This window comes from Allofrancisella guangzhouensis (assembly GCF_000815225.1).
Classification (GTDB): domain Bacteria; phylum Pseudomonadota; class Gammaproteobacteria; order Francisellales; family Francisellaceae; genus Francisella; species Francisella guangzhouensis.
In genome coordinates this window covers 930886-943411 of sequence record NZ_CP010427.1, presented here as the reverse complement: position 1 = coordinate 943411, position 12526 = coordinate 930886, and the positions used below count along the sequence as shown (strand labels likewise).

Genomic DNA, 12526 nt, shown 5'->3' with positions numbered 1-12526 from the left:
TATTAAACCTAACTTATAAGCTCTTACTCCACATTATGGTCATAAGATCATAGACCTGTTATAATTTTCAAAAATAACTTCTCAATTTAAAAATGAAATATACAAAATTAGGATCAACAAATATAGATATCAGTAGAATTTGCCTTGGAACAATGACATGGGGTAGACAAAATACTCAAGCTGAAGGTTTTGAACAAATGGATTATGCTCTCTCCCAAGGAGTTAATCTTTGGGACACAGCAGAAATGTATCCCATTCCTCCTACAGCTAAAAGATATGGTGATACAGAAACTATTATAGGAAATTGGTTTAAAGCTATAAAAAAGCGTCAAGAAGTAATCTTAGCAACTAAATTTTCACCCATGCAGTGGGCAAGAAATGAAAAAAATCCCAAAACTGACAAACAAAACATAATCACAGCTGTTGATGATAGTCTAAAGCGTTTATCGACTGATTATATTGATCTTTACCAATTCCATTGGCCTACTAATAGAGCATATTATCATTTTGGCAATTGGTGGGATTTTGAGCCTTCAGTTGGGAATGAAAATAAAAATCAAATTATTGATAATATTTTAGAAATTCTACAAACATGTGATGAACTAATAAAGGCAGGAAAAATAAGATATCTTGGATTGTCTAATGATTCTGCTTGGGGAATTAACCAATTTATTAAGTTAGCTGAAAAACATAATTTACCACGCATTCAAAGTATTCAACACGAGTACAATCTTAATAGAAGAAGAGATGAAACTGACGTTATGGAAACTTGTGCTCTTGAGGATATTTCTTATCTTGCATGGTCACCTCTTGAGCAAGGAATAATAACAGGTAAATATCTTAATGGAGCTAGACCTAAGGGTGCTAGAATGTCAGCTGAGATTTTAGACGGTCAAGAAGATCGTTATGCTTTTAGACTAGCGACAAATGATGAAGCGGTAGCTGCATACATAGATGTAGCAAAAAAACATAATCTTGATATTTGCCAGATGGCTATAGCTTTTACCATAAGAAAACCGTATATGAGTTGTAGTATCATCGGAGCAACTTCTATGGAGCAGCTTAGAAATAATATTGAAGCTATAAATTTAAGCTTATCAGCAGAAGTATTAATCGATATTGAAAAAGTTAGGAGAAAATATCCTGTGCCTTTTTGATTTTTAAAAGACCACTAAAATTTATATTCTATATTCGCACCCTCAACTGTTTATATTGATTTCAAAACCTATCTATCATCTGTAAGTTAGGTATAAAAGACTTATAGCTTTATGATCGCAAAAATTTCACGCTCTCATTAATAGAACCACCTTGTAATAAAAAATAAAATTCAAATTTTAATTTAAAAAAATAACGAAATTTTGTATATTAAAAAATAAAAAAAAAATTATTATTTTAATCATGATATTAGAAAAATTTAAGCAAAATGTTAAACAAGAAGTAAATAACTACATAAAACCTCGTAATTTGTTTAAAAACCGTCATCATGTAAATGAGGCAAACAAGTTGCTAAAAGAAATAAATGCCTGCAATACTAAGGGTCAAGCAACTATTGTTTTAGATTCTTTTATAAACGCCTATGATGGATCTGAGGCGATTACAGAATATACAGCAAATCAAGAAACTTTTATATTACTTAATAAACCAGATCAATTTCAACAACCTATTCTACCACAACCTCAAAAATACAGGAAAAAAAGCGGAAGTTTTTATAAACTATTAACAAACCTTAAAAAAGTATTAAATTATGTTGAAGATGTGCCTTCACCTATTAGAAGAACTATTAAAAGAGACAAAACTCACTCAGCTATAAACACAGATGGTTCTACCGCTTATAATAGTGATGATACTTTTTTTGATAACCGTAGGAAACACCTCAGCAAACTAAAATCATTTACTGAGACTACAAGTGAGTTACCTTCACTTTGTAATATTAAAGATATAAAATTAGATCTAACGAGATGCTATGATGATCAAATTGTACCTATTACCTACTATAGCTACACATCTCCTGAGAATCGAGGTACTTTTGATGACTTGAAGGATTACGTACTTCTTCCTTTCCTAAAGAGCTTAATAGCTATACTTAAAAAGATAGATAATAATGAAACTATAATAAACTATATTTTTGATTATCAAAATATTAATTCACCTTTATTTTTCTTTTACTCTATGGGAAGATCAATTACTTTGATTCATGAAATAGGATTTTCTCACTTCATAACAAATTATACTAAGGAACTAGTTATAGAATTTTATGAAACTATTCTATCTGTAACTGAACAAATAAAAAGCTTTGATGATTACTTTAATAGTGGGCTTAAATTAAAAAATAGGTTACTAATGGTTTTCACAAATTATAAAAATAATAATAGCCACAAAAGTAATAGCTTTAGCCTCTATCGAAGTAAGTTTGAAGAAGAAAAAAAAGAACCTTATCGGAAATAAATAATTAATTATAACTTTAAAAAATTACCTAGGGTATTTAATCCATACTCTGTTAAATAAGCCTCTGGATGATATTGAACTCCAAAGATTTTTAAACTTTTATGTTGAAAAGCCATAATCTCGTCATCTCTAGTTATAGCTGTAGTAATAAGAGGCTTTTTAACCTCATCTACTATTAAAGAATGATAACGTGTAACCTCAAAACTTTCTGGGTGATTAAAATAAATTGGAGAATGATTTATTTGTCTAATTACTGAATTCTTACCATGATAAACTTGTTTAGCTTTTATGATTTTAGAACCATAATATTGAGCTATTAACTGATGGCCTAAACATATACCTAATAAAGGAATATTATTTTGCTCGCAGTATTTAATAACTTGGTATTGTTTTGTTAATTCGTCTGGATGCCCTGGACCCGGTCCTATCACAATATGGCTAAAGTTATTTAATTTTGGTGTATTATCATCTGTTTTAACTATTAAAACCTTATGACCAAGATAAGTAATATAATCAACTATAGTATTAGTAAAAGAATCATAATGATCAATAAAAAGCACCATAATCAAATCTCTAAATATGCTGGTATTAAGCCTCTGACACTATTGATAAGGTATATTTTATCAACGAGTTTAATCTCTTCTAAGCTAATACTCTTAACTTCAATTTCTTTTTTACTTATTAGTGTTTTTCTAGCTATACCTGCTAATACACCATCACTAAGTTTAGGGGTATATTTTTTACTATTAATCTCTATAATTATATTATGAAACCTTGTTTCTGTAATGTTGTTAAACTCATTTAAAAATACAATCTCTGTATTTGAGTAGTTGCCAACGTATTTTTCATACATAGCTGTATAAAAGCCTCTCGTAGATAAATGGGTAGTTTTATAATTAAATAGTTTATTTTTAGAATCTATCTTTTCAGGACAAATCTTAAGTTTTATTGGTATGATATTAGAATTATTGATTTCAGTATGCTCAATACTAAAATTTTGATCATAAAAATATTCTAAACGAACTTTATATTCCTTACCAGTCTCTAATTTTTTAGAATATTCATTTAAACTTTTAGCGACATTGTCAATACAAAAATTAAAAAATAACCTTTCAGCAGTATTTTGCAAACGTTGTAAGTGTAATTCTAGATTCCTAAATCCATTATAAAAATACATGCTTTCTACCAATGAAAAATCAGGCTTATAGATTTGTTTTATGAAATTTATTTTGGTAGCCATTTCTTGCCATTCTGAAAAACATTCGGAATATATTGTAACTCCTCCACCTACTCCTATTTGTAAGTTTTGACCCTTTTTTTGGATAGTTCTAATAGCAACGTTAAAACACATATCATTATTTGGCAGTATGTAACCAATAGCTCCCGTGTAAACACCTCTATTACCTTTCTCAATATTTTTTATAAGTTCTATGGTACGTTTTTTTGGTGCTCCCGTTATCGACCCACATGGAAAAAGACTATCTAGAATTTCTTTTAAAGATATCTCTTGGCTAACTTGTGCTGAAATTTCAGAAGTCAGTTGTAAAAGTTTATTATATTTTTCTATAGTAAATGCTTCATCAACTTTTACTGTATGAGTTTTGGCTATACCTGACAAATCATTTCTTAATAAGTCTACAATTATAAGATTTTCAGCTCTATTTTTAGGACAACGACGCAACTGATTATAAGCTTTTTCATCCTCGTTAATATTTCCAGTAAGTTTTGCTGTGCCTTTCATAGGTCTTACAATTAGTTTTGTAGCTTGTTTTTTAAAAAATAGCTCTGGAGATATTGATATTATTTCAATACCCCGAAATGGTAAATACGTGCCATACCTAACTGGCTGTTGCTTCTTTAATAAAGTATATAGCTCTAAACCAGTTAATGAAGTAGTTCCCCTAATCCTTTTTGTATAATTAATTTGATAACTTTCGCCATTTTGTAAAGCGTCCTGTACTTTCACGAAACCTTTTTGATAGTCATCAAAACTAAGATTATCTATAAGTAAGTCGATACTTTTGTTACTTTCTTTTGTAGGGATATTATTGTCAAGCTTTTTAAATGCTACAAAATGAAGGAGTATGCCCTCGTTATCTGACCTTAGATGTGCTAAAGTTCTATTTAAATAATAGCTTGCTTCATAGCTAACAAAACCTGTTAAATATAAACCTTGTTTTTGTAACTCTAACATCTCTTTAAAAGCTTCTAATAGAGATGTTTCATTAGTTGCAATAAGCTCTTTTACTGGTTCGGTAAAACAATAACTTAACTCTTTTGTTAAAGAATCCTCAAACAAAGCATATTCTGGTAAAACTTTATCCATTTTCTATAATCTGCCTTATCTTTTTTCTATCTACTTTATCGGTACTTGTAAAAGGTATCTGATCAAAGTTTAATAATATATCCACTTTTTTATATTCAGCTAAATATTTTAATAAGTGTTTGTTTAACTCTTCTAAAGATATCTTACTTTCGCTAACGATAATAGCACAAACAAGCTCTCCCCAAATTTTATCTTTTTTGCCAACAACTACACAAGATTTTATACTAGCTAACTTTAAAATAATATTTTCTAGCTCTACTGGAGAAATGTTTGAACCACCTTTTATGATGATATCTTTATATCTACCATAGAATGTAAGTTCTTTAGTTTGTTCATCAAAACTACCTATGTCTCCAGTTTTAAACCATTCTTTTTTATTATTAATTGGTAACATAAAACTTTTGATAAAAATTTTACCATAATTAAACCCTGCAAATTTTTCTATTTTAACCTCTGTATCCTCAAAAATTTTAACCACATTTGTATTAACATTCTCACAAATATTCTGCCCATAACCAAAAACCTCTGTCATTCCTATACCATTTAGTAAAGGTAATCCTAATTTCTCTTTTACAGCTTTATGTAGTTTTTCAGAAGCTAAATCTCCTGCTACACTTAAATACCTTAGCGTATGCTTAGTGATATTTTCTTTTATTAAAAAATAATACATAGTTGGCAACAAAGCTAAAGTTGTTATTTTACATCTAGATATTATCTGAGCTATCTTTTCAGGATTAAATTCTCTAATGATTGTAATATCCAACCCTACCGCTAAAGCTGGTAATAATTGATATGAAAAAGCAAACGCATGGTTCATAGATAAAGCTATTAGCAGGTGATCGCCTATTACTAAACCTAAATCATTAGCTCTATTGTTAGCATACTTTATAATTTGATCTATGGTATGCATATGCTTCTTATAGGACCCTGTAGTGCCAGAACTTATATGAGCTATAATAGTTTTACTAAATACCCTAAAATCTGCAGTTTTAGGAATATCCTCCAAAAACTTGATTTCATTATCTATCATAATAACTTTAATATTATTTTTTAGGCAAAATTCTGCCAACTCATAACTCTTTTTGTCTGTTAAAAATAAGGAACCAGGTTCTAAAATCTCTTCAAGTTCCTTATCTACAAGCCTAGGATTAATAGGCACAACTAGTTCAAGCTCTGTGATCCAACTAGCCAGATATAAACAAATTATTAAAGGTGAGTTTTTAAGATTGAAGAAAACTTTTTTATATTTATAAGACTCAATTAGCCTAGCTAAGTCATAGCTTTTAGCAACAATCAAATTATAACTATACTCTAGACCTTCAAAACAAACTTTACGTTGTGATGAGTAGCTACTTATCCTTTGTAAAAAGTTCTCAACTAACGACATTTTCTACTTAGTATTTCAATATATTATCTAATTTCTAAATATGATATATTAAGTTACCAAAACTTACATTTATAAATATGCAACAATCTTTATTTTTAAAAGGTATCGAAATTTATGTTAGCCTTGGCTGCTCAAAAGAAGAAAAAGACCAAAAACAAATGATTAAACTAGATTTAGAGTTAGTATTTGATGAAAACTTTAATGCAAGTAATACTGATGATTTAGAACAAACTATTTGCTACTATACCTTAAGAAATGATATCCAAAAATTCTGTGATGATATTAGCTGTAATCTTATAGAATATTTAGCAAAACAGATTTATCAATTTATCTGTGATAAGCACCCTACTATCAAAATTAAATACCTCAAACTTACAAAAGCTCCTCCTGTCTCCCAAATAGAATCGGCTGCTTTTGTAATTAGGAATTAAAAATGCAATATATCATTGGTATAGGTGCTAACGTTGGTTTTACATTGGAAAACATTAATAAAGCTATACAAGCTATAGCTTCTACTGAGAATGTAAAATTACTAGTAAAAGCAAGTCTCTACAGTAGCAAAGCTTTATTAAAAGAAAATGCTCCTAAAGACTGGGATATCGTATATTTAAATACTGCTATAAAAATAGAAAGTTCTTTAAAACCTTTAGAGTTGTTAAAAAACCTTAAAGATATCGAAAAAAATATTGGACGAGATTTAGATGCTCCAGTATGGTCGCCTAGAATTATCGATTTGGACATCCTTGCAGCAGAAGACCTAATCCTAAATACTGAACAGCTCACAATACCACACAAAGAACTTTTAAATAGAAATTTCGCTTTAGCGCCATTATTAGAACTCAATAAAAACTGGCATCATCCTAAACATATAGATATTGACTTAAACATTCGGCTAAAAGAATTAGAAAATATTGATATATTAAACCAAAGATTATCTAAGACTATGCGTATGGGTATAGTTAACTTATCAGAACAATCGTTTTCCGATGGGTTTCTAACTAGCGATCAGCGTAATAGTAACTTACAACAACTTATAGAAGATGGTGCTGAAATTATAGATATTGGGGCTGAATCAACAAAACCCAACGCTAAACCTATATCTGTAAGTGAAGAAATAAATAAATTAGATAGTTTTTTAGATTACCTAAAATCACAGCTGTACACTTTAAAATATCGTCCTTTAATTAGTATAGACACTCGTAAACTAGAAGTTATGCAAGGAATTTTGGCAAAACATAATGATATTATCTGGATGATAAACGATGTTGAATGTAATAATATCCAACAAAAAGCTAAACTACTTGCTAAGTATGGTAAAAAATACGTTATAACTCACAATTTAGGTATTATAGGTAGAAATCAATATCTAGAAAAAGAAGACTCTATTGAAAAAATTTATAATTATATACAAGAAAAAAAGAATATTTTAGTAAGTGAAGGCTTAAACAAGGACAATATATATTTTGATGTTGGTTTTGGTTTTGGTAAAAGTGCTGATACTGCTAAATACCTACTTGGTAATATAAATGTCATAAAAAATAAATTAAATCTCAAAGCTTTAGTCGGACATTCACGTAAACCATCAGTCTTGGATCTAGATAAAAACACTAGCATTAATGAGCTAGATATAGCAACTAAAAAGTTATCCCAAAAACTACAGTTACAGGATATTGAAATTATTAGGATACATAAAATTTAAAAGGAAAATGTAAGATGCCATACCATCCTCTTTTAGAGAGTATATTGGATACTCCAGAAATTAGAGAGTTAAAAAAACAAGATTTACGTATCCAACGTAAGGTTTTTAGTGAAAATGTAATCCAACTTATTAATCAAATTCCTAAACCAAATATAATTGAAAAAGATATTAAATTAGACAACCAAACTACTTTAAGACATTACCAACCTAAAATAGAGAGTGATAAAGCTATATTATTCATACATGGTGGCGGCTGGTGTTTAGGTTCTATTGATACATATGATAATGTTTGTAGGTATTTATGTGATAATGGTGATTTTCATGTATTTTCTTTAGAGTATGGATTAGCTCCAGAAGAAAAATATCCTACAGCTGTTGAACATTCCTTATACGCATATGATTGGTTATATGAAAATGCTGCACAATTTAGTATAGAACCTAAAAATATTTTTGTAATGGGAGATAGTGCTGGTGGTAACCTTTCGACCATTATTTGTCATGAGCGCCAGGATAATATGCCCAAAGCTCAAATTTTAGCTTATCCCGCGGTAGATATGTATACTAAATATAAAAGCATTAAAAAGTTTGATGCTCACAAATATCACCTAACCAGCCAATGGTGCGAAATGTTTCTAAAAGCTTATGTTGATGATATTAGTAGAAATTTTCATAAATTAAAAGAGCCACAACTTTCACCTATATTCTATAAAAACACTAACCAACCTGATACTTTGATAATAGCCGCGACTCACGATATACTTATAGATAGTATATATGCCTATGAAGCAAAACTTAAAACCCAAGGTGTTTTAGTTGAAACTCATTATGATGAGGAAATGTTTCATGGTTTTATCAGTACTGTTGGCATTAGCCCATTAAATAACGCTAATACCGCTTTAGACAAGGCAATAAAGTTCATTCAAACTAGGTAAAACTGCTATGATAAATTTTTAGATGAATAGTCTAGTTTTCTTGAAAAAAAGTTTTCGCTAAAGCTATTGTTTTTTCTATGTCTTGATCAGTGTGAGCTATAGACACAAAACCAGCTTCATAAGCAGATGGAGCTAAATAAACACTGTTTTCTAACATATGTGCGAAAAACTTGTTAAACATATTTAGATTTGTTTTACCTAAGTCTTTAAATGTTTGAATTTGCACTTTTTCATAACAGAAAAATAAACCAAACATACCACCCAAACTCTTTGCGTGAAAAGCAAAATCATAATTTTCTGCTGTAGCATTTAAGCCGTCTACCAACTTAGTGGTTTTTGCACTTAACTCTTCATAAAAACCCTCTTTGCTGATTTTCTCAAGGGTTGTTAAACCTGCTGTCATAGCTATAGGATTACCAGAGAGCGTACCTGCCTGGTAAACCGGACCAGCTGGAGATACCATTTGCATAATATCTTTAGCGCCGCCAAAAGCACCTACTGGCATACCACCACCAATTACTTTACCTAAAGTTGTCAGATCCGGCTTAACGTTAAATACTTGTTGTGCTCCACCTAGTGCTACTCTAAACCCAGTCATTACTTCATCAAAAATTAGTAAACTTTGATTTTCGTCACACAATATTCTTAAACTATGTAAAAAATCATTTTGTGGTAAGATCATATTCATATTACCAGCTACTGGCTCTACTATGATACATGCTATTTCGTCTTTGTATTTTTCAAATAAAGATTTCACCGATTCAGCATCATTAAAATCAGCTATTAAAGTATCCTTAACAACATCCTCTGGTACGCCAGGAGAATTCGGTTGACCTAATGATAAAGCACCAGAGCCCGCTGCTACTAAAAATTCATCAGCATGTCCATGATAGCAACCTTCAAATTTAATAATCTTATTCTTACCAGTGTATGCTCTAGCTAATCTAACAGCACTCATAGTAGCTTCTGTACCAGAGTTTACAAACCTAACTTGCTCAATATTTGGCATTAATTGGGTAATTTTCTTAGCTAACTCAACTTCTAGCTTACAAGGAGCACCATAGCTTAAACCATTATCTAGTTGGTATTTGATAGCCTCTAAAACATCATCATCACCATGACCTAAAATCATTGGTCCCCAAGAGCCTATATAATCTATATATTTATTCCAATCAACGTCATAGATATAAGCTCCTTTAGCAGATTTTATAAACCTTGGAAAATCTTGTTTAACACTTTTAAAAGCCCTAACTGGTGAGTTTACTCCACCAGGTATATATTGCTTTGCCTCTTCAAAAAGATTAAATGAGCCTAAAATATTATCCATCTAACTACTCCTGTGTCTAATCTTATGTATTTTTTGCTCTACTGCTTGCATTAGCAGGCTAGCAGCATTAATTTTAGTAGCTTTATAAATTTCTTGAATACCCGTAGGGCTAGTAATATTTATTTCTGTTAATTTATCACCTATTACATCTATACCTGCAAACATTACCCCATACTTTTTAAGCTTCTTAGCAACTTTCTTTGCTATTTTATAGTCACTATCTTCTAATAGACGAATCTCTGCTGTAGCTCCTGCCGCTAGATTACCACGATTGTCTTTATCACTAGGTATACGTGCGAGCAAATATTTGATAGGTTCCCCATTAACTATAAGTATCCTTTTATCACCTTTAGATATAGCTTCTTGGTAATCTTGAACCATTATATATTTAGTTTGATGATACGTTAATGTTTCTAAAATTACATTTTTATTTTTATCACCCTCTTTTATCCTAAATATAGAACTGCCTCCCATACCATCTAGAGGCTTAACTATAATGTCTTTATACTGTTCATAGAATCTATTTATTTGCTCATAATTTCTAGTGATAAGCGTATTGGGAGAATATTTAGGGTAATTTGAAATTGCTACTTTTTCATTAAAGTCTCTTAAGGCTTGAGGATTATTAACTATTAAAACATTTGCCTTTTTAGCTAAGTCTAACATATAAGTTACATAAATATATTCCATATTAAATGGCGGATCTTTACGCATAAAAATGCAATCTAAGTCCAATAATGAAAGATCTCTATGCTGTGAAATAATCTCATACCAAAGACTTTTATCTTTATGTATTTTTATCTCAAGGGCATCTCCTTTTGGTTTACCATTGTCTATATACAAGTCATTTAAGTAAAATGTATAAACTCCCCAGCCTTTATCTTGAGCTGCTAACAACATCATAAAAGTACTATCTTTAGAAATGTTAAAAGAATTTAAATCATCTATTATAAAACCTATTTTCATTGTTTTTATCCTACTTTATAACCAATATACTTAGTTAGATCATAACCATTTAAAATATCTGCTATTTTAAGCATTTTTTTATTTGGAAATTGGAGTTGTTTAAACCTAATAACTTTATCTAAAGTAGCAACATCAATACCTGTTTTTGAAATAGCTAATATAGTTGCACACTCTTGTTGATGATTTTGTTCTAAAATTTCAAATTCCCCTACTTTTATAGTTTGGTTTTCAAGTATAAAAAAAGCTGATGGCCAAGGAGTAAAGGCTCTAATGTGGCAGCTAATTTGTTTTGCTGTTTTATTAAAGTCTATCAAGCCCTCTTGTTTATTTATTTTATGAGCATAACTGGGTGTACCAACTTGAGGCTTTGCTTTTGTATTCTCAATAGTTTCTAAAGTTTCTAGGAGAGGTTTAATTGCTAACTTAGCAAACCTATCATGTAGGCTTGCTGACGTATCTGTGTCTTTTATATCTATTTCTAAAATATTAAGGATATCACCAGTATCTAGCCCTTCATCCATTTGCATTATACAGATACCTGTTTTTTTATCACCAGCTTGAATAGCTCTTTGGATTGGCGCAGCGCCTCTCCATTTAGGTAATAAAGACACATGAATATTTAAGCAGCCATACTTAGGAATGTCTAAGAATTCTTTTGGCACTATTATGCCATAAGCTATAACTACAATAACATCAGGCTTTAGTTCTTTTAGTTGCTCTAAAACTTCTGAGTTTTTTTTAAAAGATTGTGGTTGAAATACAGGAATATTATTTTCTAAAGCAACTTCTTTGACAGCAGAATATTGAACTTTTTTACCTCGACCTTTTGCTCTGTCTGGCTGGGTTAATACTGCTTTGATATTATGGCCACTTGCATATAAATCTTTTAAAACGTAAGCTGAAATTTCCGGAGTTCCTGCAAGAACAATATCTAGCTTTCTCATTTATTAACCCCTAAAAGCATAAGCCTGTAAAGAAACGTTACTTAATTCATCTAAAGGACCTTCTGGATATAAACATATATATTTAATCTCATCTGTACCATTTTTGGCAGCTAATTCTACAGCTTTTTTTAAATTTCTATCACATAATTCTGTAAAATCATCTTTATTAGTTGTATGAGTAGCTACTCTAATTAGGCCAACGGAACCTTTTGCATCATCCTGGTAACGTAAATTATAGATTCTTACATTATCCGGATCAACTTTAGGTAGCTCAACACTGTACTTTGATAAAAAAATGCCTTTGGTTTCATAATTTTTATTAGAAGCGAAAAAATAAACACATATAGCAAATACTGCTATTATTATAACTGCATACATAATATTTTGGCTAAGTCTACTCATATCTAAAAACTACTTAATAAAATTTTATTAGATTCTAACATATGTTACTTACGCTAAGTAGGAGTTTTTCAAGAAAAACGTAACCAAGCTAGCTTAAC

12 protein-coding genes are annotated in these 12526 nt (G+C 30.2%); 5 read left to right on the top strand and 7 right to left on the bottom strand.

The window, feature by feature from the left end; all coding sequences use genetic code 11:
* The first annotated feature begins 92 nt into the window (after window positions 1–92).
* Together SD28_RS04450 and SD28_RS04445 are read left to right on the top strand one after the other, a co-directional pair.
* The gene (locus SD28_RS04450) at window positions 93–1157 is read left to right on the top strand and encodes an aldo/keto reductase (protein ID WP_039124493.1); all 1065 of its coding nucleotides are present in this window, start codon (window positions 93–95) and stop codon (window positions 1155–1157) included.
* A 241-nt stretch (window positions 1158–1398) separates the two neighbouring features.
* Window positions 1399–2445 (top strand): hypothetical protein, encoded by a 1047-nt coding sequence (locus tag SD28_RS04445; protein WP_039124490.1) that lies wholly within the window; start codon window positions 1399–1401, stop codon window positions 2443–2445.
* 8 nt (window positions 2446–2453) lie between these two features.
* On the opposite strand, the gene SD28_RS04440 is transcribed toward SD28_RS04445, so the two are convergent.
* Genes SD28_RS04440 through SD28_RS04430 form a run of 3 tightly spaced genes read right to left on the bottom strand, consistent with a single transcriptional unit; the run spans window position 2454 to window position 6158 of the window.
* Entirely contained in the window at window positions 2454–3008 is a 555-nt protein-coding gene (locus tag SD28_RS04440) for an anthranilate synthase component II (RefSeq protein WP_039124488.1), read from the bottom strand.
* A 2-nt stretch (window positions 3009–3010) separates the two neighbouring features.
* The gene (locus SD28_RS04435; protein ID WP_039124486.1) at window positions 3011–4771 is read right to left on the bottom strand and encodes a bifunctional anthranilate synthase component I family protein/class IV aminotransferase; all 1761 of its coding nucleotides are present in this window, start codon (window positions 4769–4771) and stop codon (window positions 3011–3013) included.
* Window positions 4764–6158, bottom strand: coding sequence for a class I adenylate-forming enzyme family protein (locus tag SD28_RS04430; RefSeq protein WP_039124484.1), 1395 nt, complete (start codon window positions 6156–6158; stop codon window positions 4764–4766). Before SD28_RS04430 ends, SD28_RS04435 begins: the two co-directional genes overlap by 8 nt.
* Before the next feature lie 77 nt (window positions 6159–6235).
* On the opposite strand from SD28_RS04430, the gene SD28_RS04425 reads away from it, so the two are divergent.
* The 3 genes from SD28_RS04425 to bioJ are packed head-to-tail and all read left to right on the top strand — an operon-like array spanning window position 6236 to window position 8789.
* Window positions 6236–6589, top strand: coding sequence for a dihydroneopterin aldolase (locus SD28_RS04425; RefSeq protein WP_039124482.1), 354 nt, complete (start codon window positions 6236–6238; stop codon window positions 6587–6589).
* A 2-nt stretch (window positions 6590–6591) separates the two neighbouring features.
* A complete protein-coding gene (gene folP, locus SD28_RS04420; RefSeq protein WP_039124480.1) occupies window positions 6592–7857 on the top strand; it encodes a dihydropteroate synthase in 1266 nt (421 codons plus the stop codon).
* Between the two features lie 14 nt (window positions 7858–7871).
* Entirely contained in the window at window positions 7872–8789 is a 918-nt protein-coding gene (bioJ, locus tag SD28_RS04415; RefSeq protein WP_039124478.1) for an alpha/beta hydrolase, read from the top strand.
* A gap of 31 nt (window positions 8790–8820) precedes the next feature.
* Here the strand turns inward: bioJ and hemL are convergent, their stop codons facing one another.
* From hemL to fvfA, 4 genes are read right to left on the bottom strand one after another with little or no spacing between them, the layout of a single operon-like run.
* Window positions 8821–10116: a glutamate-1-semialdehyde 2,1-aminomutase gene (hemL, locus tag SD28_RS04410; RefSeq protein ID WP_039124476.1), complete on the bottom strand. Its 1296-nt coding sequence runs from the start codon at window positions 10114–10116 to the stop codon at window positions 8821–8823.
* Window positions 10117–11082, bottom strand: a complete 966-nt coding sequence (gene gshB, locus SD28_RS04405; protein ID WP_039124474.1) for a glutathione synthase — start codon at window positions 11080–11082, stop codon at window positions 10117–10119.
* A 5-nt stretch (window positions 11083–11087) separates the two neighbouring features.
* A complete protein-coding gene (gene fmt, locus SD28_RS04400) occupies window positions 11088–12026 on the bottom strand; it encodes a methionyl-tRNA formyltransferase (protein WP_039124472.1) in 939 nt (312 codons plus the stop codon).
* Window positions 12027–12029: 3 nt separating this feature from the next.
* Window positions 12030–12428: a Francisella virulence factor A gene (gene fvfA / locus SD28_RS04395; protein WP_039124470.1), complete on the bottom strand. Its 399-nt coding sequence runs from the start codon at window positions 12426–12428 to the stop codon at window positions 12030–12032.
* Window positions 12429–12526 lie beyond the last annotated feature (98 nt).

Excerpts from the sequence above, each read along its gene's own strand:
- folP (WP_039124480.1), top strand. The coding sequence starts at position 6,592 with ATGCAATATATCATTGGTATAGGTGCTAACGTTGGTTTTACATTGGAA.
- SD28_RS04450 (WP_039124493.1), top strand. The coding sequence starts at position 93 with ATGAAATATACAAAATTAGGATCAACAAATATAGATATCAGTAGAATT.
- SD28_RS04425 (WP_039124482.1), top strand. The coding sequence starts at position 6,236 with ATGCAACAATCTTTATTTTTAAAAGGTATCGAAATTTATGTTAGCCTT.
- SD28_RS04430 (WP_039124484.1), bottom strand. The coding sequence starts at position 6,158 with ATGTCGTTAGTTGAGAACTTTTTACAAAGGATAAGTAGCTACTCATCA.
- fmt (WP_039124472.1), bottom strand. The coding sequence starts at position 12,026 with ATGAGAAAGCTAGATATTGTTCTTGCAGGAACTCCGGAAATTTCAGCT.
- hemL (WP_039124476.1), bottom strand. The coding sequence starts at position 10,116 with ATGGATAATATTTTAGGCTCATTTAATCTTTTTGAAGAGGCAAAGCAA.
- SD28_RS04440 (WP_039124488.1), bottom strand. The coding sequence starts at position 3,008 with ATGGTGCTTTTTATTGATCATTATGATTCTTTTACTAATACTATAGTT.
- gshB (WP_039124474.1), bottom strand. The coding sequence starts at position 11,082 with ATGAAAATAGGTTTTATAATAGATGATTTAAATTCTTTTAACATTTCT.
- fvfA (WP_039124470.1), bottom strand. The coding sequence starts at position 12,428 with ATGAGTAGACTTAGCCAAAATATTATGTATGCAGTTATAATAATAGCA.
- SD28_RS04445 (WP_039124490.1), top strand. The coding sequence starts at position 1,399 with ATGATATTAGAAAAATTTAAGCAAAATGTTAAACAAGAAGTAAATAAC.
- SD28_RS04435 (WP_039124486.1), bottom strand. The coding sequence starts at position 4,771 with ATGGATAAAGTTTTACCAGAATATGCTTTGTTTGAGGATTCTTTAACA.
- bioJ (WP_039124478.1), top strand. The coding sequence starts at position 7,872 with ATGCCATACCATCCTCTTTTAGAGAGTATATTGGATACTCCAGAAATT.